The organism is Pseudomonas sp. PDM10, from assembly GCF_014852295.1.
Taxonomy (GTDB): domain Bacteria; phylum Pseudomonadota; class Gammaproteobacteria; order Pseudomonadales; family Pseudomonadaceae; genus Aquipseudomonas.
This window is the reverse complement of sequence record NZ_JACVBJ010000001.1, coordinates 315,365-337,208: the sequence shown is the minus strand read 5'-3', so window position 1 is coordinate 337,208 and position 21,844 is coordinate 315,365. Positions and strand designations below refer to the sequence as shown.

Here is a 21,844-nt window from a genome sequence, read left to right as displayed (position 1 = left end):
CGCCGTCTTCGCGGGCAAGCCCGCTCCCACAGTTTTAGTGTCAACCTCAGGTTTTCTTGGGAGGCACCGGATTCGCATCGAAGGTGTAAGGCGGCGCCACTTGCAGCGTGGTGACCGAGCCCTGTTCGGACAGCGAGTAAGTCACCTTGGAGATCAGCATGTCGTGGTCGAACCCCAACACCTTGTCAATCACCCGCACCAAGGTGTTGTGCTTCCACAAATCACCGTTGGACTGCCGCCAGCCTTGTACCCGATAGGTCGTGGTGCCAGCCTTGCCGACGCGAATACCGCTTTCCCAATCGGCACGTTGCTGCGCCAGTTCCGGGGTCAATTGCGCGCTTTCGTTGATCACGGTGATCCGCTTGCGCCCGATAATCGGGTCGGTGGAAACCCCGGACACTTCGCTCACGGCCGCACCGCTCTTCTCGTCGCCGCCCTTGTGCTGACCGATCACCCGGTACTCGGAGAACACCTGGCTGAAGTCCATCGGCGCGTTGGCCGACAGAATGTTCTTGCCCAGCTCAAGCACGTCACTGGCTCGCCCACCGCTACCCGGTCGGGCCAGTACCACCCGACCTTCGGCGTCATCGGTGGAAAACACCCGAAACAGCGTGAGCAAGCGGTCGATCGACTGAAAGACCGTTTCCCCCGGCACGATCGTGTGACTGCCGAGTCGCGCGGTGTCGGGGATTTCACTGACCACTTTCCCGGCATAAGGCGAGGCCAACGCCTGAACGATGCTGAGCAACGATTGCTGATGCCATTGGTTGGGCGTGTTGATCGCCGCACAGTCCACCAGGTCCTGAGTCTTTGAACTGCCTTCGATACTCAGGCTGATCTGCCGCCCGTCATAGCTGATCGGCGCCTTGAACACATACCCACTGAGCACCAGATCGCAGCCGATTCGCACTTGGCAGGGCGCACCCGGGCGGATGGGTCGGTCGACCGTCTGCCCCGGCCATTGCCAGGTGATGTCGAGTTTGAAGGTGCGGAACTGACGCTCCAGGTCCGCAGTGATTTCAACGCTTTTCCAGCCGCCATACTCCAGACCGTCAACGGTCAGCAACACGCTGTTATCGAGTTCATTCATGGTCTATTCCCCCAGGACTTTTACGTCGTCCAGCGGGAGAAACCCCGGATGAATAATGCCGTTGCGCTGTAGCACTTCAGCGATTCGCGTGGCGTCTCCACTTTGCTGATAGATCACGACCAGCCCTGGAAGGCTTTGCTTGAAAGACTTGCTGACCAGTCGAACGCCCGACGACGCGACCGCCTTCAAATGCGCCCGGAGGGCCTGACGCAGATTGCTCATCGCCAGATAGTGCGCGGGGTCCGCCTTGGCCTCGGGCAGCTTGAACACTTCCTCAAGTGCCGCACGCAAGGCCTCCAAATCGTCGACCACCGGAACGTCCTGGTGCGTGGTCGGTCGCACAGCCTGATGCCCGACCGGCAGGTTGGTGACCCGCTTGACGGCCTGTGAAGCCACCGGCATCGAGGCGACCCACTGGGCCACTTGCACAATCAAAGTGTCCTGCACCAGATTGGTCAGCGCCTGGGCCGCAGCGGTGGTGTCCTTGCCGGTGGTGAGCTTCGGCGCATCAGCCTTCTTGATGGCTTCGACCTGCTGGGAGACGTTGGCAATCACGCCACGATAACCTTCACGGGCGAAGTCCTTCAGTTCGTTGATGTCGCCGATCAATCCCTTGAATTGCGCTGCCACATCCTTGGGCAGTTCCTTGACGGCTTTGACCAGATCGCTGATCTGCTGGTACTCATCAATCAACGGCTGAAGGTGCTGCTCAATCACCTCGTAAGCCTCCTTGATGCTGTTGCGCAGGTTGGCAATGCCGATCCGCGCAGCCTTGATCAAAGTCATCGCGTCTTCGAAACGCTTCACTGCAGAGCCCAGCAAGCTGTCGGCCGACACCAGCAATAGCGTCTGCGTGCTGACCGCCGCAGTGGGAAACGGCACCGGTTGATCGGGGTAAAACTTCAGGGTAAAGGTCACCAGCCCGCCGTCCTGGCGGGTGTGGGTCATGTCGCATTCGCCGACCTTGACCTGCAGACGCCCCAGCCAAGGGTGAACCAGCTCACCACTGCCCTGCTCCAGCGCCTTGAGCAGTTTGTCGCGCTGCTCCAGGCAGTCGGCGCCGACGATAAATACGGTCAAATCGTGAATCTTCGCCTGCAGACCAAGGCCCTCGAAATATGGCAGATCCCGCTGCGGATACTCGTGCAACTGGCCTTTTTGGCCGACCGGGTTTTTCGCCTGATCGACCCAGAACTGGACGCCGCGAAACGATGCCGGCATCAAACGATCACGCCAGCTCATTGGAACCTCCAAGGGACAGTGTGCGGTAGCCGATGCGCGAATTGAGCGCCAGCGCCGGTTGATTGGTTTGCGGCTGATCGGTGCGCATGCCGGCCGGCGCATTTTCGAAGCGCACGGTCAGGCCGCCTTCGAGTTGTGTGCGGCTGTTGGCGGCGCTTTGTTGAATCAGGGCGCTGGAGTTTTGTGTCAGGGAACCAGGCTGCATCGAGGGTTTGTGCAGCAGATTGCCGGGCAGCACTGACAGGCTTTGTGGTTGCTCGGTATCGGCGCCAAAAAACGCCGGCGCAAACTTACCTTGGCCTTCGGCATTGGTTTTTTCTTGAGCCTCGGTCAAGCCTTCGACCTTGCCGGTCACACGGGTGACAAGGCTGCCGAAACCACCGGCAAAGAATTCCTTGATCGGCGCGACGACGCCTTGCAGCTTGTCCCACCATTGGCTGAACCATTCGGTGATCGGCTCCCAACGCTGTTTGATCTCTTCCAGCGGAAACCAGTCAAACAGGCTGCGCAACGTGCCGTACATCACCAGAGCAGGGGCCTTGATGCCGTCCCAGATCCCGGAAAACAGTTCGGTGACCGCGCCCCAGCCGGCGATGATCAACTCCCGCGGCGACCAGTCGAACAAGCCGTGCAGAAAGTCCATGACCGGCACCGACAGCGCTCTGAGCAAATCCCAGATCGCCGAAAACAGGCCCGTCAACGGCGTCCAGTTGCTGATGATCAAACCCAGTGGTGACCAGGAAAAAAGCGTCTGGAAAAAACCAATGATCGGTGTCGCCACCGCTTTGATGACGTCCCAGATCGCCGCGAACACGGCGGTGATCGGTCCCCAATGGCTGATGATTTGTCCCAGCGGCGTGAAGGCGAACATCGTCTTGAAGAACTCGACCATGGGCATCACGACCGGAGCAATCTTTTGCCAGAGCCCGGCGAAGAACGCCGATATGGGTTTCCAGTTGGCCACAATCAAACCGGCTGCCAGGGCGATGCCCGTAGCAATCAACACGATGGGATGGGTCTTGAGCACCATGTTCATCAGATCGAAAACCTGGGTCGCGCCGGTCACGGCGGTTTGCATTGCCGAAAACGCAATGGCACCGGCCGCAAGTCCCTCGACCAGCTTCGGGTTGTCATTGAGCAGACTGCCAAAGCCAATGAGCAGCGGCTGAATCCCTGCCGTGACGGTCGCGACGGCAGGTTGTAACGCGGTGCTTGCGGCAACCGACACCTGCTCCATCGACCGACTGAACACATTCAGGGTTTGCGCGGCGCTGGTCGGTACGCTCGGCACATCGACACCTTTGGCGGCCTCATTGACCTCGGTCAATTGGCCCTTGAACGCAGCGGACGCCTTGATCCCGTCCACGAAGGGCGTGATCACGCTGCCACCCTTGAACAGACCGCTGATGTCCAGCTTGCCCAGCCCCGTCTGTTCAAGGTGTGTTCTGAAGCCCTCAACCTTCGCTCGAAGGCGGGCCAGCTTGGAGGGCACTTCATCGCCCCCCGTCAGCTGGACCGGTGTTTTATCTTCCTTTTCCATGTCTGCCATCACTGCACCTGCTGCATCGCATTGATCCGTTGCGCGTGCTCCAGCGATTCGCGGAGCACATCCAAAGGCCTGGCCATCATCTGTTCGGGGTCAACCTTCCAGAACCAGGCCAGGTCATAGGCGACTGAAATCAGGTCGGTGATGGCTCCGACGCCGCACTCATGAAAAAACTCGCGACGGCCCAGCTCAGCGCGTTGAGGTCAGCCAGATCCAACTGATTGACCGACGACGGCGGGATGCCGGCGCACACCGCGATGTATTTGGCCGCGACGTCCATGTCGAGGCTGACTTCTTCGCTCTTGTCGATCTTGTACGGCAGCGCCTTGATCGCTCGAACTTCCTGCACCGTCGGGCGGCGCAGGTTGAGTTCGGTCAAGGGCTCGCCGTGAGCTTCGATCGCAACGTGAAGCTTCACGGCGCCAGTCATTGCCAGGTCCCCTTGATGCCTTCGAATTTCAATTCGATGGTGGCGTCGTCGCCCTTGGAGACAGGCTCTTCCACCAGGTAAGCGCCGGCCAGTACGTAGACTTTGCCGTTGCTGAATTCGCAGGTGACGGTCATGTCGGTGCCTGCGATCAGTTGCTTGAGCGGGAAGTCAGCGGTGTGCAGCGCTGTCACTTTGAACGACGGGGCGATGTCGGTTTCCTTGTAGAAACCCGGTACGACGGTTTCCCGTTTCACAGCCAGCAACGGCGCTTCGCAGCCGCCATTGATAGTCAGTTGAGCGCCGTCCACTTTGACGTAGCAGGTGCCCGCAATCAGTTGACCCATGGTGTTTCTCCCTTCAAATAAAAAGCCCACGCGAAGTGGGCTGAAATCACACAGTCAAAGGCAGCGATCAGGCTGCGTCGTCGTACTGCAGACGGAATTGGTTGAGCAGCGCGAACACGCGCAGGCCGTTGATGTAATCCGGCGGGAACAGCACGTTGACCCGGCTCGGGTCCTGCACATCCCGCTCGACAATCAGGTGTTCGGCGAACAGCTCGGCGTTTTCGACGTGGCCTTCCAGTTCGAGCTTGGCGTACTGGGCAATCAGCTCACCGCGAATAGTGCTCGGGGTCACGATCGGCTGGCCGGCGCCGAAACGGGTGCCGTCGGAGGCCAGTTTGTGGCGACCGTATTTGCTGGTGATCACGCTTTGCAGACGACGCACGATGAACGCCGACTGGTGCATGGTTTCGCTGTCCAGGTAGGAATTGTCTGCCTGGCCGTAGGCGTTCTTCTGATAGGTGGTAATCGAACGCTGAATGCGCACGTAGCCGCCTTCGTAGTACGCGGTGGCGATGCCGTAATTGAGCAGCGACTGACGCTCGGTCAGGGTGAAACGCTCGCTGGCCGGCGCCGGGTCTAGGCCTGGCAGGCTGCCGCTTTGGGTCGGACGGCTGGCATCGGCGGAAATGAACACCGATGTGCGCGCAGCGAGTGCAGCGGCCTGAACCCAGAACGGTTGCGGTACGCCCGGTTCCAGTGCCTGGAGGGTCATGTGCTGGTCGTTACGCATCTGACCGGCCGCCACCAAAGTACCGATGGTGCCGCGCTTGGCGCTGTAGACATGACCGAACAATTGCTTGGCCCACGACCAACGACCGGTGCTGTCATCCATGACGGCTTGCCAGGTGTTGAGGGTCGACAGGTCCGAGAATGGCATGCAGATGAACTCGAACGGTTCATCGCCCAGCGCCGCTACCGCAGCGACCTGATCCGGCACACCGGCACCGCCGGTCATGGCGGTGATGGCCGTGGTCAGGCCGGCCGGGGTTTCTTCGCCATTGCTCTTGCCCAGGCGATTGAATTGCAGGCTGATGTCGTTACCGCTGTCGCCCGTCCATTTGGCGCTCAGGGTCACGATGCCTTCAACGGCTGCCGCGCTGACCGGCAGATCTGCCGAGGCGTTGATTTTCAGCGCCAGCGCGGTGGCGGCCTGAGCTGCCGTGACGCCATTGACGATGGCTGCTTGAACACGAACGCCGCCAACGTACAGGTTGAGCACACCGCTTTGAGTGGCCGCCCCGGTCAGGGTCAACACGCCTTTGGCGATGCTGCCTTCGGTGTTATGCAGCGGTAGGCACCAGATTTCGCCGATCGGGTCGGTCTTGCGCCAGGTTTCATACATCGAAGCGAGCATCGAGCCCTGGCCGCCAATGCTTTTGGCCAGCGCCACGCTGGACACCAACACCAGTTTGCCAACCTCGGCCGGCGCAATGTTGTCGTTGACCTGAGCGACGATCAAACGACGCATGGCCGACGACGCACTATTGGCAGCCGAATTGTCCATCTCGGCGTAAAACAACGGCACACGAATGTCCGCGGGGATGTTGCTGAATCCGATCGCCATTATTTGGCTCCCTGTGGTTTTGCCGCTTTCACGGCTTTGGTAGTGATATCGCCATCGGCCAGACGTCGACGCCACCAGGCGTTGTCCGGCACTTCACGGCCCTCGAGGGGCAACAGATCGCCCGCTTCCGGGTCGGGCACGGCACGGCCTGGGGCCGGCAGCACGGTGATGCGTTTGCTCATGGGGTTACGTCTCCAGAGAAAGTCAGTTCCAGGCGTCCGTCGGGGCCTGGCCGTTGCAGATTGGGGTCCGCCGGATCGATCGCATCGACCCGCACGGTGACCCCGGTAAAGGACGACAAACCGTCCAGTTCACGTTCGTGCCAGCTCTCCGCAGGCTGACCAGGCAGATTGCGGCCGAGCTGGAACTCGGCATAAAAACGCAGGCGATACAGCGCACGGCTGCTGTTGATGGAAACCAATTCGCCGCCGTCGTAGGTGATGGCGTCGTAATCACTGCCGGGCTTGAACCCCACCAGCGCCCGCCACAGTTCGGCCCGCAGGTCGTGCAACAGATCCAGCGCTTTTGTAGCGTCGGTGGTGTCGAGCACCAGGGTCACTTCGAAGCGGTCGCGAATGGTCTGCCTCGTAACGTTTTGCGCCACGTTTGCGCCCGCCGGATCGGCCATCGGCACCACGTAGGCACAAGGAGTTGAAAGCGGGGTATTGGCTTGCAGCGTTTCGAGGTCGATGCCGGCAGCCACGCGACCGGCGAGGGTTGGGCAGTGATCGCGCAGTTGGGCAATCAGGGGGCTGATCTTCATGGTGTTTTCACCGGGCAATAAAAAACCCGCTTGTTGGCGGGTTTGAGTGAAAGGTACTGGCCTTGGGAAACCCGCGTCCTTGTGGGTCGGATGCCGGTCGGCACCGCTGCTCGCCATTCCATTGGGCTTTGTGATCAGTGATCCTGGCGAGGATCTCGCGGCGGCACTTCGCAAACGCCAATCCGCTTGGCCGCCCAGCGCTCATAAAGGCCAATGGCAACGTCTGCCCCGGCCATCGCCGTCAGGCAACCGAACGCGCAAGCCGTCCATATCGACACGCCGGCGGCATACAGCAGCATGATGGCCGAGACCCCGCAGACCATGCAGGCCCCGGATCGCAAGGCCAGGCGCCGCAGCAATGACCAGCCGCGGGCGCCCTCCTTATCGGCGCGCCACATTTCGCCGGACACCCCGCCCACCAGGGCGAGGACGATGACGAGCCAGATCGGCATGTCCAGCAACGCTTGTTGCTCGTTTGTCATGTCACGCCTCCTGGGGGTGATTGATGAGTGATGTGTGTGTCTTTCAAACGGTGTCTCGTGAGTTGCCTGACGGTAGGTAGGCATTCCAAAAAGCCCGGCGCTAACCGGGCTTTTCAGAATGCGATCCTTCGCATTGACCTTTCGGCGCTACTGGCGCGGTACGGGTCCATTCATATTGTTTTTCCGACCGCGGTCCCTGCCCGCCGGATAACTGCTTGTGGTGCTTTACGCTGCACACCCGGGTCAGTTGCCAACCCTCTGAACCGTTGAGGCCGGTTCATCGCTGCCTTTGTGGTGGAACTAAAGAACTTTGCTTCGAGCTGCTTTTGAGCTGCTTGAGACAAAGAATATGCATGGATGCATATACAGTCAATGCATTGATGCATTTATTTATGCGTTAAAATGCACAGACGCATGAAAGCCCCGCAGACAAAGGCCTAGTGGTTTTTGGCAGGCGAAAAAAAACCCGCTCGATGGCGGGTTTTATCTGACAGCGGTGAGGTTAACGGGCGTACATGCCCCACCAGAAGACGTGACCGAGGATGACAATCTGCTCTTCCTGGATTTCCTGGAAGGTGTAGTCCTCGTCCGGATGTTCATCGCGATTGAAGCTGCGCAGGCGTATCCCGGTAGGCAGGCGATAAAGCTGTTTCACCCGCAGCTGGCCGTTATGGTTGATGGCATAAAGGTCGCCATCCACGATATCGCCGATCCCGCACTTGCCGGCATTAACGCCGACGGTGGCGCCGTCGCGCAGTACCGGCAACATACTGTTGCCGCGCACCGTCACGCATTTGGCCTGGTCGAACTGAACGCCGTTGTGGCGCAGACTCCGCTTGCCGAAGCGCAGGCTAGAGCGCTCGCTCTCTTCGATGACGAACCTTCCTGATCCTGCAGCCAATTCAACCTCGCGAAGAAAGGGGACCGATACCTCGTCATCATCGACGGGCGTATCGTCGTCCCACAGACTTATGTCCTTGAGTTCCGAATGCAATTGATCGCGCCCGGTGCTGGCTGCAGGCGCGACATCCGCACGGCCCCGCAACTGGTCGGTGCTCACGGCGAAGTACTCGGCAATCTTCGAGATGTGTTTATCCGAGGGATCGACGATCTTCCCGCTGAGGATCCGCGAGAGAGTGGATTGAGGCACGCCGGTGCGACGGTGAAGCTCCGTGGGGGAGATCCCGTGCTGATCGAGCAGCGCTCTTAAGACGGTAGAAACATTGCGTTTTTGCATAAAGCGCATAGTGCTTGTTCTTTTCGCGGAAGACAAATGCCAAATTGCATAAATGGCGCATATGTTGTGCATAGACAGAAGAAATGTATCCCAGGGCTTTCATGCCTGCGTCGGGTGGACCGCCCATGTTAACCTTGCGCCCATCGCGGAAAAGCCGGGCCGATGCCCCTCCTTTGCCCTACACCTTTCAACGAATTTGCCTGATTATCCGATGAATAAAGCGCTCTCTGATCTGTCCTCCCACACGCCAATGATGCAGCAGTACTGGCGCCTGAAAAACCAGCACCCTGACCAGCTGATGTTCTACCGCATGGGCGACTTCTACGAAATCTTCTATGAAGACGCGAAGAAGGCCGCCAAATTGCTGGACATCACCCTGACCGCCCGTGGGCAGTCGGCGGGTCAGGCGATTCCGATGTGTGGGATTCCTTACCATGCCGCGGAAGGTTACCTGGCGAAACTGGTCAAGCTCGGCGAGTCGGTGGTGATCTGCGAGCAGGTCGGCGACCCGGCGACCAGCAAAGGCCCGGTGGATCGTCAGGTGGTGCGGATCATCACGCCGGGTACGGTCAGCGATGAAGCGCTGCTGGATGAGCGCCGGGATAACCTGATCGCAGCGGTGCTGGGTGACGAACGTCTGTTTGGCCTGGCGGTGCTGGATATCACCAGCGGCAACTTCACCGTGCTGGAGATCAAAGGCTGGGAAAACCTGCTGGCAGAACTGGAGCGCGTCAATCCGGTAGAGCTGATGATCCCGGACGACTGGCCGAAGGATCTGCCGGCGGAGAAACGTCGTGGGGTTCGTCGCCGTGCGCCGTGGGATTTCGAACGTGATTCGGCGCTGAAAAGTCTTTGCCAGCAGTTTTCCACCCAGGACCTGAAAGGTTTCGGCTGCGAGAACCTGACCCTGGCCATCGGCGCCGCCGGTTGCCTGCTCAGCTACGCCAAGGAAACCCAGCGCACCGCCCTACCCCATTTGCGCAGCCTGCGCCACGAACGCCTGGACGACACCGTGGTGCTGGACGGCGCGAGCCGTCGCAACCTGGAACTGGACACCAACCTGGCCGGCGGCCGCGACAACACGTTGCAATCGGTGGTCGATCGCTGCCAAACCGCCATGGGCAGCCGCCTGCTGACCCGTTGGCTGAACCGTCCGCTGCGGGATCTGACTGTATTGCTGGCGCGCCAGACCTCGATTACCTGCCTGCTCGACGGTTACCGTTTCGAAAAGCTGCAACCGCAACTCAAGGAAATCGGCGACATCGAGCGAATCCTGGCGCGGATTGGCCTGCGCAATGCCCGCCCTCGTGACCTGGCTCGCCTGCGCGATGCGCTCGGTGCATTGCCTGAGTTGCAAGTGGCGATGACTGAGCTGGAAGCTCCGCACATCATCCAACTGGCGAAGACCACCAGCACCTACCCGGAACTGGCGGCGCTGCTGGCAAAAGCTATCATCGACAACCCGCCCGCCGTGATCCGTGACGGCGGCGTGTTGAAAACCGGTTACGACGCCGAGTTGGACGACTTGCAATCGCTCAGCGAAAACGCCGGGCAGTTCCTGATCGACCTCGAAGCACGCGAGAAAGCCCGTACCGGTCTGTCGCACCTGAAAGTCGGTTACAACCGCATTCATGGCTACTTCATCGAGTTGCCAAGCAAGCAGGCCGAATCGGCGCCGGCAGACTATATCCGTCGCCAGACGTTAAAAGGTGCCGAGCGCTTCATTACGCCGGAACTGAAGGCGTTCGAAGACAAGGCCCTGTCGGCGAAGAGCCGCGCCCTGGCGCGCGAGAAGATGCTCTACGAAGCACTGCTCGAAGATTTGATTTCCCAGTTGCCACCGCTGCAAGACACCGCCGCGGCACTGGCCGAGCTGGACGTGCTGAGCAATCTTGCCGAACGCGCGCTGAACCTCGATCTGAACTGCCCGCGCTTCGTCAGTGAGCCGTGCATGCGCATCAGCCAGGGTCGTCACCCGGTGGTCGAGCAAGTACTGACCACGCCGTTCGTGGCCAACGACCTGAGCCTCGACGACAACACCCGCATGCTGGTGATCACCGGTCCGAACATGGGCGGTAAATCCACCTACATGCGCCAGACCGCTCTGATCGTGCTGCTGGCACACATCGGCAGCTTCGTGCCGGCAGCCAGTTGCGAGCTGTCTCTGGTGGACCGGATCTTTACCCGGATAGGCTCCAGCGATGACCTGGCCGGCGGGCGCTCGACCTTCATGGTCGAAATGAGCGAAACCGCGAACATCCTGCACAACGCCACCGAGCGCAGCCTGGTACTGATGGACGAAGTCGGTCGCGGCACCAGCACCTTTGACGGTCTCTCCCTGGCGTGGGCTGCAGCCGAACGCCTGGCATATCTGCGGGCTTATACGCTGTTCGCCACCCACTACTTTGAGCTGACTGTGTTGCCGGAAGCCCAGCCGCTGGTGGCCAACGTTCACCTTAACGCCACCGAGCACAACGAACGCATCGTGTTCCTGCACCACGTGCTGCCAGGGCCTGCCAGCCAGAGCTACGGCCTTGCGGTTGCGCAGTTGGCCGGTGTGCCGAGCGAAGTGATCGTGCGCGCTCGCGAACACCTGGGCCGGCTGGAAGCGACCGCCCTGCCTCATGAAGTTCCCAAGACCGCCAAAGGCAAACCGGCCGCGCCGCAGCAAAGCGACATGTTCGCCAGCCTGCCGCATCCGGTGCTGGATGATCTGGCAAAACTTGATCTGGACGACATGACACCGCGTCGTGCGCTCGAAATGCTCTATACACTAAAGACACGGATCTAACGCACTTGCCTGCAAGCTGTTAGAATCTCGCGCGGTTTGGGATGCTGCTGGCTTATAGCCTGACCAGCAGACTATCGCTCCCAAACCTGGCGACCCCAACGTGAAGGGGCTCCGCTGCCGCCGCCTGAGGAGAAAAATAGAAATGACCTTCGTCGTCACCGACAACTGCATCAAGTGCAAGTACACCGACTGCGTAGAAGTGTGTCCGGTGGACTGCTTTTACGAAGGCCCGAACTTCCTGGTGATTCACCCGGATGAGTGCATCGACTGCGCACTGTGCGAACCAGAATGCCCTGCCGTGGCCATCTTCTCCGAAGATGAAGTCCCGGAAGACATGCAGCAATTCATTCAGCTGAACGTTGAGCTGGCGGAAATCTGGCCCAACATCACCGAGAAGAAAGAATCGTTGCCCGATGCCGAAGAGTGGGATGGCGTCAAAGGCAAGATCAAAGACCTCGAACGCTGATTACCCCGCGTTCTCAAAAAGGCCCCTCGCGGGCCTTTTTGCTTTTCTGCAGGCAAAAAAAGGGGCGGTTTGACCCGCCCACATTTTTCCCTATTCCCTGTGTTCCTTTTCATCGTCCTGATGAATCGCTTCCTGCGATGTCCTTCCCCCTCATCCTTGAAGGGTGTGTCTGTCCGTCGACACAGTTCAGATACTAGAGAATTCCCTACCAAGAGCAATCGCCCCCGATAGCTGAAATGACCTGTCACAAGTTATTAATCTGAAAAAATAATCATATAAATCAATTAGTTAATTCTATCTCACGTAAGAATATGTACGACTGCTACCCATTGAATTAGCGAACACTTACGAAAGAGTAAGCAAAAACTTACAGCGAGAGACTACAAACCAGAGGGATGACGGAGGGAACTCCCAGCCTGTTTCCCGGGCAATAAAAAACCCCGAACCAGTCGGGGGTTTTTTATGCCAGCCAGCAAATTACTTATTGAAACAGCGACTCGCTCGACAGGCCATTCTTCTCGAGAATTTCCCGAAGACGCTTCAAGCCTTCAACCTGAATCTGTCTGACCCGCTCCCGGGTCAGGCCAATCTCCAGGCCCACATCTTCAAGCGTGCTGCTCTCGTGACCGCGCAGGCCGAAGCGGCGTATCACCACTTCACGCTGCTTGTCGGTCAGCTCCGAGAGCCATTGATCGATGCTCTGGGACAGGTCGTCATCCTGCAACAGTTCACATGGATCGGTTGGACGGTCATCGGTAAGGGTGTCCAGCAGGGTTTTATCCGAATCCGGACCCAGTGAGACGTCGACCGAAGAAACCCGCTCGTTCAGGCCGAGCATGCGCTTGACCTCGCCTACTGGTTTTTCCAGCAGGTTGGCAATTTCTTCGGGTGAGGGTTCGTGATCGAGTTTTTGCGTCAGCTCCCGTGCAGCCCGCAGGTACACGTTGAGCTCTTTGACCACATGAATCGGCAACCGGATGGTACGGGTCTGATTCATGATCGCGCGCTCGATGGTCTGACGAATCCACCAGGTCGCGTAGGTCGAAAAGCGGAAGCCGCGTTCGGGGTCGAACTTCTCTACCGCCCGGATAAGACCGAGGTTGCCCTCTTCGATCAGGTCAAGTAGCGACAGACCACGATTGACGTAACGCCGGGCGATTTTCACCACCAGCCGCAGGTTACTTTCAATCATGCGTTTGCGCCCGGCCGGATCTCCACTTTGCGACAAGCGCGCAAAATGAACTTCTTCTTCGGGGGATAGCAGAGGGGAAAAACCAATCTCATTGAGGTACAGCTGCGTGGCATCGAGCGCACGCGTGTAGTCAATGTACTTGTGTTGCTTTAACGAGGCGGAGTGTTTGGATTTGGCACGAACGGAAGGTGGAGCAGCCCCTTCATCATTCGACATCGAATCCGTACCGATGCCGGTCTCCATAAGGAGAACCTCATCGTCGATGTCAAACTCCGGCACTTCTTTACTGAGAGCCATTGTTATAGTCCTTTGGTGAGTTCGACCTCAGGCTCAAGCGGCGCCTTTATCCTTGGCAACGCTGGAACCTGTTCCCTCTACGCGACGGAACAGGCTGGAAAGCGATCAACGACGCGGCAGGAATTGCAGCGGATCTACTGGTTTACCTTGTCGGCGAATCTCAAAATGCAGCTTCACCCGGTCTGTACCCGTTGACCCCATTTCGGCAATTGTCTGTCCGACCTTGACCTGCTGCCCCTCCCGAACCAACAGCCTGCGGTTATGTCCGTAGGCACTAACGTAGGTATCGCTGTGTTTGATGATGACTAATTCGCCGTAGCCCCTTAAGCCACTCCCGGCGTATACCACCGTCCCATCAGACGCAGCTAAAACAGGCTGTCCCAAATCCCCGGCGATATCAATTCCTTTATTCAAACTCCCGTTTGAAGAGAATTTTCCAATAAGAATGCCATTAGATGGCCACCCCCAGCCGGTCGGGGCCGGGCCGGCAGGAGGCATCGGAGCTGGGGTCGGCTTGCTGCCGACGGACGGTGTAACCACGGCTGTACTGGTGGTTGCGCCATTCGCCTGACGCCGGATAACCGTGGTTTTCAGCGACGAAGAAGGCGTTGAATCGGTGGTGCTGGCCACCGGCGTCGGCGTTGAACCGGTGCGACCGTCAAAGCGAATCGTCTGACCCGGATGGATCGTATAAGGCGTAGGAATGTTGTTGCGTGCCGCGAGGGCTTTGTAGTCCCAACCGTAGCGAAAGGCAATGGAGAACAAGGTGTCTTTAGGTCGGACGACGTATTGACCCGTGGTCACTGCCGGACGCTGGGCGACGGCGTTGTTGCGATCGACGACGCGTGCATCACTCGACTTGTTGCTGGAGCAACCGACCAGCAAGGTGCTCAAGACAAGGCCAGTCACCAGGCGCTGAAAGCTCGTTTTACCCATTCGCTGCGCAATGACTGTGAGACTCACCCGCCGCTCCCTTTGTGGTGGCTGAAAATGTGGATTGCCGTGTTCCGGCATGAAATGTCGCAAGTATAACGGGCCGTGCAGCCTTTACCTTTAATGAAGCGAAATGCCTTCGCGCACACGTTTGCTGCCTGACGATGAATCCCGTTTAACTGATCGATGCCGCTGTAAGACAGGAGCGATCGAAGAGAATTCAGCGCCCTGAAACAAATGCTCAGGCAAGTGGCCCATTGAGTAACGGGACGAAGCGTACAGCCCCCAGAACACGCCTGGAAAAGCCCTGTTCTTCCCGGATGATCAGCATCAATTGTTGAACCTCACCCGATCCGACCGGGATCACCAGCCGCCCTCCCGGTGCCAATTGATCAAGCAGCGCCTGAGGTACATCGGTCGCCACCGCGGTCACGATAATGCCGTTGTAAGGCGCCAGCGCCGGCCATCCTTCCCAACCATCGCCCCAACGGAACACCACGTTGCGCAGGTTAAGTTCCACCAGGCGTTCCTTGGCCCGGTCTTGCAGAACCTTGATGCGCTCGACGGAAAATACCCGCTCGACCAGTTGCGACAACACCGCCGTCTGATAGCCCGAGCCGGTGCCGATTTCCATCACCTTGTCGAGAGGACCTGCCTCCAGCAGCAACTCGCTCATGCGAGCCACCATATAAGGCTGCGAGATGGTCTGGTTATTGCCGATCGGCAACGCCGTGTCTTCGTAGGCGCGGTGAGCCAGCGCCTCGTCGACGAACAGGTGTCGCGGTGTACGGCGAATGACTTCCAGCACCTTGGCGTTGCAAATTCCCTCTTCATACAGGCGCTGAATAAGGCGCTCACGGGTCCGTTGTGAGGTCATCCCGATGCCACGACGCAGAATATCGTCTTGTTCACGAGCCATTAGTTCAGCCCCTCCAGCCAGCCATCGAGACTTCTGAAGGCATCATTAAAGGTGCGATCCAGTTGCAGTGGGGTGATTGAAACAAAGCCTTGCATCACCGCATGAAAATCGGTGCCCGGGCCGCCGTCTTCGGCATCCCCCGCCGCCGCAATCCAGTAACCGGATTTACCGCGCGGATCGACCACTTTCATCGGCGCTGCAGCACGTGCGCGATGTCCGAGGCGGGTCAGCTGAATACCGCGGATGTGGTCCAGCGGCAAATTGGGAATGTTCACGTTCAGTACCGTACGCGGTGGCAGTTCAAGGTCCGCGTGAGCCTCTACCAGTTTGCGCGCAAAGTACGCGGCTGTGGGAAGGTTCTCCACTTGCCGTGAGACCAACGAAAAGGCAAACGAAGGACGCGCCAGAAAACGTCCCTCAAGGGCCGCCGCCACGGTGCCGGAATACAACACGTCATCACCCAGGTTGGCGCCCAGGTTGATGCCTGAAACCACCATGTCCGCCTCGCGTTCCAGCAAGCCATTGAGGCCCAGGTGCACGCAATCGGTCGGTGTGCCATTGAGGCTGATAAAGCCGTTGGCCAGGGTTTGCGGGTGTAACGGACGGTCGAGCGTCAGCGAGCTGCTGGCGCCGCTTTTGTCTTGGTCCGGGGCGATAACCACGCACTCGGTGTAATCCGCCAGCGCAGCATAAAGCGCGGCGAGACCGGGTGCGGTTACCCCATCGTCGTTAGAAATCAGAATACGCATGGGCTGTCCGTCTGCCCCACCGGCACCAGATCAACAAGCTCGCGCACCAATACGGTGGCGAAGCATCCGGCCGGGAGGACGAATTCCAGTTGCAGAATGTCAGGCTCGGGATAATGCCACGTCAACCCACTAATGGGCAGCCGCAGGATGCGACGTTCGTGGCTCATACCGGCGTTAATCAACCAATCGCGCAAGTCCGCTTCGCGAGTGGAGATTGCCTGCTCCAGTTCATGGACAGCGCCAGTGGTCGGCGAGTCACCTTCGCCCCACTGCGGACCGGTCGGGTGCAGATCGAGAATCGCCAGACGCGGGTCGCTGCACTCGGCCTCACCTGCCGGAAAGAAGCTGCGACTGTCGGTGAAGGCCAGCAGGTCGCCAACCTGGGCACGCTGCCAGCTGCCATCGGCGACACGCGCCGCCAACACCTGATTAAACAGAAAACTGCGCGCCGTAGAGAGCAGACGCGAACGCACGTTGCGCTGCTCCGGCAACGCTTTACGCGCCGCCCAGGCACGGGCATCGACCACGTTACCGCCGTCAAACCCAAAACGCTGGGCGCCGAAATAATTGGGAATACCTTGCTTGGCGATCAGTTGCAGACGCTCGTCGATCGCCGCTTTGTCGCCAGCGAATTGCGTCAGTCGCAACGTGAAGCCATTGGCCGAGTGAGCACCGCGTTGCAGCTTGCGTTTGTGCCGGCCGGTCTTGAGGATCTTCAGCGTATCGTTTTCCGCCGCCGACAGATCAGGATCAGCCTTGCCCGGCAGCTGCACGCTGAACCACTGGCGAGTCAGCGCCTGACGATCCTTGAGGCCCGCATAACTGACGGTGCGCAATGGCACGCCCGCCGCCTTGGCGATCCGTCGTGCCGCTTCTTCGGTATTCAGACCGCGTTTTTCCACCCAGATCCACAAGTGCTCGCCGTCGCCACTGAGGGGAATGTTGAGGACTTCATCGACCTGAAAATCTTCCGCCGTGGCTTTCAGTACGGCGGTGCCGAGGGCTTCGCCATAGGCCCGCGGGCCGAGCAATTGCAGTTCGTTCATGCGCGCAGCAACAAGGCAACGGAGTGCACGGCAATGCCCTCTTCGCGACCGACAAAGCCGAGCTTTTCGGTGGTGGTAGCTTTCACGTTCACTTGATCCAACTCAACTTGAAGATCCGCGGCAATCAGCGCGCGCATCGATTCGATATGCGGGGCCATTTTCGGCGCTTGGGCGACGATGGTGTTATCGACGTTGCCGACTTTCCAGCCCTTGGCGTGGATCAGTGCGACGACGTGACGCAACAGCACTCGGCTGTCGGCGCCCTTGTATGTCGGGTCGGTGTCCGGAAAATGTTTGCCGATATCACCCAGCGCAGCGGCGCCGAGCAAGGCATCGCTCAAGGCGTGCAGCAGGACGTCACCGTCGGAATGAGCGAGCAGCCCGAAGCCATGTGCAATGCGCACGCCGCCCAGAGTAATGAAATCGCCTTCAGCGAAACGGTGCACATCATAGCCGTGGCCAATACGCATAAAAAAACGCCCCGATTTTTGTCAGGGCGTGATTCTACCTGCATTACACGCCTAGGGCGCGCGCGTGATGCTGTAAGTGATCGTCTATGAAGCTGGCGATGAAGAAATAGCTGTGGTCGTAGCCGGGTTGCAGGCGCAACGTCAGCGGATGACCGGCCAGTTTGGCGGCCTGTTGCAAGGCTTCAGGCTTGAGCTGGGTGGCCAGGAAATCGTCGCGATCACCTTGGTCAACCAGCAGCGGCAGCTTTTCGTTCGCCTCGGCAATCAGGACGCAGGCATCCCACTCGCGCCATTTCGATCGGTCTTCCCCCAGGTAGCGAGAAAAGGCTTTCTGCCCCCAGGGACAGTCCATCGGATTGTTGATCGGCGAGAACGCCGAGACCGACTGATAGCGTCCCGGATTACGCAACGCGCAGACCAGCGCGCCGTGTCCGCCCATGGAATGACCGCTGATGCCACGCTTGCCCGAGGCCGGGAAATGGGCTTCGACCAATGCGGGCAATTCCTGCACGACATAGTCATGCATCCGATAATGCCGCGACCAGGGTTCCTGCGTGGCATTCAGATAAAACCCGGCGCCGAGACCGAAGTCCCAGGCGCCATCCGGATCACCCGGCACATCAGGACCGCGAGGGCTGGTGTCCGGGGCAACGATGATCAGCCCCAGCTCGGCGGCCATGCGCATGGCGCCGGCCTTTTGCATGAAGTTTTCGTCGGTGCAGGTCAGGCCGGATAACCAGTACAACACCGGCAGCTTGCCGCCCTGCTCCGCTTGCGGCGGCAGGTACACGGCAAACACCATGTCGCAGCCGAGCACATCGGAGCGGTGCCGATAGCGTTTGTGCCAGCCGCCGAAGCTTTTCTGACAGGAGATATTTTCCAGGCTCATGACCGACCTCAGAAATGGATGACGGAACGGATGCTCTTGCCTTCATGCATCAGGTCGAACGCCTTGTTGATATCTTCCAGGCCCATGGTGTGGGTGATGAACGTATCCAGCGGGATTTCGCCGGTTTCAGCCATCTCGACATAGCTTGGCAACTCGGTACGGCCACGCACGCCGCCGAACGCCGAACCGCGCCAGACGCGACCGGTTACCAGCTGGAATGGACGCGTGGAGATTTCCTGGCCAGCACCGGCGACGCCGATGATTACCGACTCGCCCCACCCCTTGTGGCAGCACTCAAGTGCGGCACGCATCAATTGGACGTTACCGATGCATTCGAAGGAAAAGTCGACGCCGCCATCGGTCATGTCGACGATGACTTCCTGGATCGGACGATCGAAATCTTTCGGGTTCACACAATCGGTTGCACCCAACTGCTTGGCGATCTCGAATTTGGCCGGGTTGATGTCGATGGCGATGATCCGCGCAGCCTTGGCTTTGACGGCGCCGATAACTGCCGACAGACCGATGCCGCCGAGGCCGAAAATGGCGACGGTATCACCTGGTTTTACCTTGGCGGTATTAAGAACGGCACCGATGCCGGTGGTGACACCGCAGCCCAGCAGGCAGACCTTTTCCAGTGGCGCTTCTTTTTGAATTTTGGCGACGGAGATTTCCGGCAGCACGGTGTACTCGGAGAACGTCGACGTCCCCATGTAGTGGAAAATGGGTTGGCCTTTGTAGGAAAAACGCGAAGTGCCATCCGGCATCAGGCCTTTACCCTGAGTCGCGCGAATCGCCTGGCACAGGTTGGTTTTACCCGACAGACAGAATTTGCACTGGCGACATTCCGGGGTGTACAGCGGGATCACATGATCACCGACTGCGACGGAGGTCACGCCCTCACCGATAGCCTCGACCACCGCGCCACCTTCGTGACCGAGAATCGACGGGAAGATACCTTCCGGGTCCGCACCCGACAGCGTGTAGGCGTCGGTATGACAGACACCGGAGGCAACCACACGCAGCAGGACTTCGCCGGCCTTGGGCATGGCGACATCGACTTCAACGATCTCGAGGGGTTTCTTGGCCTCGAAGGCAACGGCAGCGCGCGACTTGATCATGTGGATTCTCCAGTGAATTAAAACGAGACAGTGAGTGTAATACACCGCCTGACGGTGAATAATCCGGACAAAAGCAAAACATTATTGCCATACAGGGATAATCCTTGATGTCCGAAAACCGCTGGGAAGGTATCGACGAGTTCGTCGCCGTGGCCGAGTGCAGTCAGTTCACGGCTGCCGCGGAACGCCTCGGGGTTTCTTCCTCCCACATCAGTCGACAAATAGTACGCCTCGAAGAGCGCCTTCAGACGCGACTGCTTTATCGCAGCACCCGCCGGGTCACTCTGACCGAGGCAGGGCAAACCTTTCTGCAACATTGCCAGCGCCTGCAGGATGGACGCGAAGAAGCACTGCGAGCGGTGGGTGACTTGACCAGTGAACCCAAAGGCATGCTGCGCATGACCTGCGCCGTGGCGTACGGCGAACGATTCATCGTGCCGCTGGTAACCCGTTTCATGGGGCTCTATCCGCAACTGCGCATCGACATCGAACTGAGCAATCGTCAACTCGACCTCGTGCACGAAGGGCTGGACCTGGCGATCCGTCTCGGTCGCCTGCAGGACTCGCGGCTGGTAGCGACACGCCTGGCGCCACGACGCATGTACCTGTGCGCATCGCCGTCTTACCTGGAACGGTATGGTCGCCCGCATAGCTTGTCGGAACTGAGCCGCCACAACTGCCTCATCGGTAGCTCGGACATCTGGCAACTGGAACAGAACGGGCGGGAATTTTCCCAGCGAGTGCAAGGAAACTGGCGCTGCAACAGTGGGCAAGCGGTGCTGGATGCGGCGTTACAGGGGGTGGGCTTGTGTCAGCTGCCGGACTACTACGTGCTGGAGCACCTTAAAAGCGGTGAGTTGATTTCGCTGTTGGAAGCCCACCAACCGCCGAACACCGCCGTGTGGGCGCTTTATCCACAGCAACGGCATCTGTCGCCGAAGGTGCGCAAGCTGGTGGATTATTTGAAGGAAGGATTGGCTGAGCGGCCGGAGTATCGGAGCTAAAGTATGTTTTCAGTGCCAGTTTTATTGGCTGAGATACCGCTTTCGCGAGCAAGCCCGCTCCCACAGGGGGCGCTGGCGAACACCGAAAAGCCGGGCAACACAAAACACTGTGGGAGCGAGCCTGCTCGCGATGGCGGCAGAACAGCCAACGAATCAATCAGCGGCGATTAGCCCAACGCTGGCGCAACCACTCCAGATCTTCGGGGCGCGTAACCTTGAGGTTGTCGGACCGGCCTTCGATCAGGCGCGGCGCCAGACCCGCCCACTCCATCGCCGAAGCTTCGTCAGTGATGACCGCATCGGCCACCAGACTGTCGGCCAACGCCCGATGCAACGCCCCTAGGCGAAACATCTGCGGCGTATAGGCTTGCCAGATCACACTGCGATCCACGGTTTCGACCACGCGACCGTGCTTGTCGACCCGCTTGAGGGTATCGCGTGCCGGAACCGCCAGCAGTCCGCCAACCGGATCATCTGCGAGTTCACCCAGCAACTTGTCCAGATCATCACGGCTCAGATTCGGCCGCGCGGCATCGTGAACCAACACCCAATCCTCATCGTCGGCGCCTTGCGCATGCAAATGCAGTAACGCATTGAGTACCGACCCGGAACGCTCGGAGCCACCTTCAACCCGCTGAATTCGCGGATCGCAAGCACACGCCAGGTTCGGCCAATAAGGATCATCAACAGCAAGACTGACCACCAACCCTTTCAGGGAAGGATGATCAAGGAAACAGCCGAGGCTGTGTTCGAGAATAGTGCGCCCGCCCAGTTGCAAGTATTGCTTGGGACGGTCCGCGGCCATACGGGCACCAACGCCCGCGGCAGGAATTACAGCCCAGAAGGCTGGTAACGAGGGGTTCATTGAGCCAACTGGTAAAGGGTTTCACCGTCCTTGACCATGCCCAACTCATGACGAGCCCGCTCTTCAACGGTCTCCATGCCCTTTTTCAATTCACTGACTTCAGCGTCCATCACCCGATTACGCTCAAGCAGCCCCTCGTTCTCAGCGTGTTGATCTGCGATCTGCTGAGTCAGTTCGGCCACTTGCGCCAGACTGCCATTACCCACCCACAGGCGGTACTGCAGGCCAGCCAGCAGCAGGAGCAAGACGAGGAACAACCAATTGGGACTGCGCATCGAATATCAGGTATCCAGTGGAAAAAGACAGCCATGCCAAAACTTTGAAGCTTCTGATAGCACGAAGCCTGGAAGACCCAGGCTTGTGCTTATAAGGCATCAGATTAGTGGCAAATCCATCGCTGTAGC

General features: G+C 59.1%; 23 protein-coding genes. 3 read left to right on the top strand and 20 right to left on the bottom strand.

Features of this window, described 5'->3' with window-relative positions; all coding sequences use genetic code 11:
* Nucleotides 1-46 precede the first annotated feature (46 nt).
* The 10 genes from IB252_RS01560 to IB252_RS01515 all read right to left on the bottom strand — a co-directional run bounded on the left by IB252_RS01560 (nucleotide 47) and on the right by IB252_RS01515 (nucleotide 8,698).
* On the bottom strand, nucleotides 47-1,090 hold the full coding sequence (locus IB252_RS01560) for a phage baseplate assembly protein (RefSeq protein WP_192406415.1): 1,044 nt from the start codon (nucleotides 1,088-1,090) through the stop codon (nucleotides 47-49).
* A gap of 3 nt (nucleotides 1,091-1,093) precedes the next feature.
* A complete protein-coding gene (locus IB252_RS01555) occupies nucleotides 1,094-2,332 on the bottom strand; it encodes a DNA circularization protein (RefSeq protein WP_192406414.1) in 1,239 nt (412 codons plus the stop codon).
* Entirely contained in the window at nucleotides 2,319-3,881 is a 1,563-nt protein-coding gene (locus tag IB252_RS01550; protein ID WP_192406413.1) for a phage tail protein, read from the bottom strand. The genes IB252_RS01555 and IB252_RS01550 overlap by 14 nt, the downstream gene beginning before the upstream one ends.
* 130 nt (nucleotides 3,882-4,011) lie before the next feature.
* Nucleotides 4,012-4,308: a phage tail assembly protein gene (locus tag IB252_RS01545; RefSeq protein ID WP_192406411.1), complete on the bottom strand. Its 297-nt coding sequence runs from the start codon at nucleotides 4,306-4,308 to the stop codon at nucleotides 4,012-4,014.
* Nucleotides 4,305-4,652: a phage tail tube protein gene (locus IB252_RS01540; protein WP_056739184.1), complete on the bottom strand. Its 348-nt coding sequence runs from the start codon at nucleotides 4,650-4,652 to the stop codon at nucleotides 4,305-4,307. The genes IB252_RS01545 and IB252_RS01540 overlap by 4 nt, the downstream gene beginning before the upstream one ends.
* Nucleotides 4,653-4,719: 67 nt before the next feature.
* Nucleotides 4,720-6,216, bottom strand: a complete 1,497-nt coding sequence (locus tag IB252_RS01535; protein WP_192406409.1) for a phage tail sheath subtilisin-like domain-containing protein — start codon at nucleotides 6,214-6,216, stop codon at nucleotides 4,720-4,722.
* The gene (locus IB252_RS01530; protein WP_003198311.1) at nucleotides 6,216-6,398 is read right to left on the bottom strand and encodes a DUF2635 domain-containing protein; all 183 of its coding nucleotides are present in this window, start codon (nucleotides 6,396-6,398) and stop codon (nucleotides 6,216-6,218) included. Before IB252_RS01530 ends, IB252_RS01535 begins: the two co-directional genes overlap by 1 nt.
* Nucleotides 6,395-6,979, bottom strand: a complete 585-nt coding sequence (locus tag IB252_RS01525; protein ID WP_192406407.1) for a hypothetical protein — start codon at nucleotides 6,977-6,979, stop codon at nucleotides 6,395-6,397. The genes IB252_RS01530 and IB252_RS01525 overlap by 4 nt, the downstream gene beginning before the upstream one ends.
* Nucleotides 6,980-7,113: 134 nt before the next feature.
* Nucleotides 7,114-7,461 (bottom strand): phage holin family protein, encoded by a 348-nt coding sequence (locus IB252_RS01520; RefSeq protein WP_046046281.1) that lies wholly within the window; start codon nucleotides 7,459-7,461, stop codon nucleotides 7,114-7,116.
* Between the two features lie 502 nt (nucleotides 7,462-7,963).
* A complete protein-coding gene (locus IB252_RS01515) occupies nucleotides 7,964-8,698 on the bottom strand; it encodes a helix-turn-helix transcriptional regulator (RefSeq protein WP_033053549.1) in 735 nt (244 codons plus the stop codon).
* Between the two features lie 211 nt (nucleotides 8,699-8,909).
* On the opposite strand from IB252_RS01515, the gene mutS reads away from it, so the two are divergent.
* Nucleotides 8,910-11,489, top strand: coding sequence for a DNA mismatch repair protein MutS (mutS, locus tag IB252_RS01510; protein ID WP_192406405.1), 2,580 nt, complete (start codon nucleotides 8,910-8,912; stop codon nucleotides 11,487-11,489).
* Between the two features lie 142 nt (nucleotides 11,490-11,631).
* On the top strand, nucleotides 11,632-11,955 hold the full coding sequence (fdxA, locus tag IB252_RS01505) for a ferredoxin FdxA (RefSeq protein WP_008154011.1): 324 nt from the start codon (nucleotides 11,632-11,634) through the stop codon (nucleotides 11,953-11,955).
* A 481-nt stretch (nucleotides 11,956-12,436) separates the two neighbouring features.
* Here fdxA and rpoS read toward each other — a convergent pair whose 3' ends face one another.
* The 8 genes from rpoS to IB252_RS01465 all read right to left on the bottom strand — a co-directional run bounded on the left by rpoS (nucleotide 12,437) and on the right by IB252_RS01465 (nucleotide 19,571).
* Nucleotides 12,437-13,444: an RNA polymerase sigma factor RpoS gene (gene rpoS / locus IB252_RS01500; RefSeq protein WP_008154012.1), complete on the bottom strand. Its 1,008-nt coding sequence runs from the start codon at nucleotides 13,442-13,444 to the stop codon at nucleotides 12,437-12,439.
* Nucleotides 13,445-13,549: 105 nt separating this feature from the next.
* Nucleotides 13,550-14,407, bottom strand: coding sequence for a peptidoglycan DD-metalloendopeptidase family protein (locus IB252_RS01495; protein ID WP_192406403.1), 858 nt, complete (start codon nucleotides 14,405-14,407; stop codon nucleotides 13,550-13,552).
* 211 nt (nucleotides 14,408-14,618) lie between these two features.
* The gene (locus IB252_RS01490; protein ID WP_177327881.1) at nucleotides 14,619-15,254 is read right to left on the bottom strand and encodes a protein-L-isoaspartate(D-aspartate) O-methyltransferase; all 636 of its coding nucleotides are present in this window, start codon (nucleotides 15,252-15,254) and stop codon (nucleotides 14,619-14,621) included.
* 41 nt (nucleotides 15,255-15,295) lie between these two features.
* On the bottom strand, nucleotides 15,296-16,045 hold the full coding sequence (gene surE / locus IB252_RS01485) for a 5'/3'-nucleotidase SurE (RefSeq protein WP_192406401.1): 750 nt from the start codon (nucleotides 16,043-16,045) through the stop codon (nucleotides 15,296-15,298).
* Nucleotides 16,033-17,091, bottom strand: coding sequence for a tRNA pseudouridine(13) synthase TruD (gene truD, locus IB252_RS01480; RefSeq protein ID WP_192406399.1), 1,059 nt, complete (start codon nucleotides 17,089-17,091; stop codon nucleotides 16,033-16,035). The genes surE and truD overlap by 13 nt, the downstream gene beginning before the upstream one ends.
* Nucleotides 17,088-17,561 carry a 2-C-methyl-D-erythritol 2,4-cyclodiphosphate synthase gene (ispF, locus tag IB252_RS01475; protein ID WP_008154023.1) on the bottom strand — a complete coding sequence of 158 codons (474 nt, stop codon included), beginning with the start codon at nucleotides 17,559-17,561 and terminating at the stop codon, nucleotides 17,088-17,090. Before ispF ends, truD begins: the two co-directional genes overlap by 4 nt.
* 43 nt (nucleotides 17,562-17,604) lie before the next feature.
* Entirely contained in the window at nucleotides 17,605-18,450 is an 846-nt protein-coding gene (gene fghA / locus IB252_RS01470) for an S-formylglutathione hydrolase (protein WP_192406397.1), read from the bottom strand.
* A gap of 8 nt (nucleotides 18,451-18,458) precedes the next feature.
* Nucleotides 18,459-19,571 (bottom strand): S-(hydroxymethyl)glutathione dehydrogenase/class III alcohol dehydrogenase, encoded by a 1,113-nt coding sequence (locus IB252_RS01465; protein ID WP_008154027.1) that lies wholly within the window; start codon nucleotides 19,569-19,571, stop codon nucleotides 18,459-18,461.
* Nucleotides 19,572-19,678: 107 nt separating this feature from the next.
* Here IB252_RS01465 and IB252_RS01460 point away from each other — a divergent pair, with 107 nt between their 5' ends.
* Complete coding sequence (locus IB252_RS01460) at nucleotides 19,679-20,575, top strand: LysR substrate-binding domain-containing protein (protein ID WP_074879661.1); 897 nt, start codon at nucleotides 19,679-19,681, stop codon at nucleotides 20,573-20,575.
* A 157-nt stretch (nucleotides 20,576-20,732) separates the two neighbouring features.
* On the opposite strand, the gene ispD is transcribed toward IB252_RS01460, so the two are convergent.
* Both ispD and ftsB read right to left on the bottom strand, forming a co-directional pair.
* Entirely contained in the window at nucleotides 20,733-21,440 is a 708-nt protein-coding gene (gene ispD / locus IB252_RS01455; protein ID WP_111451000.1) for a 2-C-methyl-D-erythritol 4-phosphate cytidylyltransferase, read from the bottom strand.
* Nucleotides 21,437-21,715 carry a cell division protein FtsB gene (gene ftsB, locus IB252_RS01450; RefSeq protein WP_008028992.1) on the bottom strand — a complete coding sequence of 93 codons (279 nt, stop codon included), beginning with the start codon at nucleotides 21,713-21,715 and terminating at the stop codon, nucleotides 21,437-21,439. The genes ispD and ftsB overlap by 4 nt, the downstream gene beginning before the upstream one ends.
* Nucleotides 21,716-21,844: the final 129 nt, after the last annotated feature.

Excerpts from the sequence above, each read along its gene's own strand:
- IB252_RS01540 (WP_056739184.1), bottom strand. The coding sequence starts at position 4,652 with ATGGGTCAACTGATTGCGGGCACCTGCTACGTCAAAGTGGACGGCGCT.
- IB252_RS01560 (WP_192406415.1), bottom strand. The coding sequence starts at position 1,090 with ATGAATGAACTCGATAACAGCGTGTTGCTGACCGTTGACGGTCTGGAG.
- IB252_RS01535 (WP_192406409.1), bottom strand. The coding sequence starts at position 6,216 with ATGGCGATCGGATTCAGCAACATCCCCGCGGACATTCGTGTGCCGTTG.
- rpoS (WP_008154012.1), bottom strand. The coding sequence starts at position 13,444 with ATGGCTCTCAGTAAAGAAGTGCCGGAGTTTGACATCGACGATGAGGTT.
- fdxA (WP_008154011.1), top strand. The coding sequence starts at position 11,632 with ATGACCTTCGTCGTCACCGACAACTGCATCAAGTGCAAGTACACCGAC.
- ftsB (WP_008028992.1), bottom strand. The coding sequence starts at position 21,715 with ATGCGCAGTCCCAATTGGTTGTTCCTCGTCTTGCTCCTGCTGCTGGCT.
- surE (WP_192406401.1), bottom strand. The coding sequence starts at position 16,045 with ATGCGTATTCTGATTTCTAACGACGATGGGGTAACCGCACCCGGTCTC.
- IB252_RS01465 (WP_008154027.1), bottom strand. The coding sequence starts at position 19,571 with ATGATCAAGTCGCGCGCTGCCGTTGCCTTCGAGGCCAAGAAACCCCTC.
- IB252_RS01490 (WP_177327881.1), bottom strand. The coding sequence starts at position 15,254 with ATGACCTCACAACGGACCCGTGAGCGCCTTATTCAGCGCCTGTATGAA.
- IB252_RS01460 (WP_074879661.1), top strand. The coding sequence starts at position 19,679 with ATGTCCGAAAACCGCTGGGAAGGTATCGACGAGTTCGTCGCCGTGGCC.
- IB252_RS01515 (WP_033053549.1), bottom strand. The coding sequence starts at position 8,698 with ATGCAAAAACGCAATGTTTCTACCGTCTTAAGAGCGCTGCTCGATCAG.
- truD (WP_192406399.1), bottom strand. The coding sequence starts at position 17,091 with ATGAACGAACTGCAATTGCTCGGCCCGCGGGCCTATGGCGAAGCCCTC.
- fghA (WP_192406397.1), bottom strand. The coding sequence starts at position 18,450 with ATGAGCCTGGAAAATATCTCCTGTCAGAAAAGCTTCGGCGGCTGGCAC.
- IB252_RS01555 (WP_192406414.1), bottom strand. The coding sequence starts at position 2,332 with ATGAGCTGGCGTGATCGTTTGATGCCGGCATCGTTTCGCGGCGTCCAG.
- mutS (WP_192406405.1), top strand. The coding sequence starts at position 8,910 with ATGAATAAAGCGCTCTCTGATCTGTCCTCCCACACGCCAATGATGCAG.
- ispF (WP_008154023.1), bottom strand. The coding sequence starts at position 17,561 with ATGCGTATTGGCCACGGCTATGATGTGCACCGTTTCGCTGAAGGCGAT.
- IB252_RS01545 (WP_192406411.1), bottom strand. The coding sequence starts at position 4,308 with ATGACTGGCGCCGTGAAGCTTCACGTTGCGATCGAAGCTCACGGCGAG.
- ispD (WP_111451000.1), bottom strand. The coding sequence starts at position 21,440 with ATGAACCCCTCGTTACCAGCCTTCTGGGCTGTAATTCCTGCCGCGGGC.
- IB252_RS01530 (WP_003198311.1), bottom strand. The coding sequence starts at position 6,398 with ATGAGCAAACGCATCACCGTGCTGCCGGCCCCAGGCCGTGCCGTGCCC.
- IB252_RS01520 (WP_046046281.1), bottom strand. The coding sequence starts at position 7,461 with ATGACAAACGAGCAACAAGCGTTGCTGGACATGCCGATCTGGCTCGTC.
- IB252_RS01525 (WP_192406407.1), bottom strand. The coding sequence starts at position 6,979 with ATGAAGATCAGCCCCCTGATTGCCCAACTGCGCGATCACTGCCCAACC.
- IB252_RS01550 (WP_192406413.1), bottom strand. The coding sequence starts at position 3,881 with ATGGCAGACATGGAAAAGGAAGATAAAACACCGGTCCAGCTGACGGGG.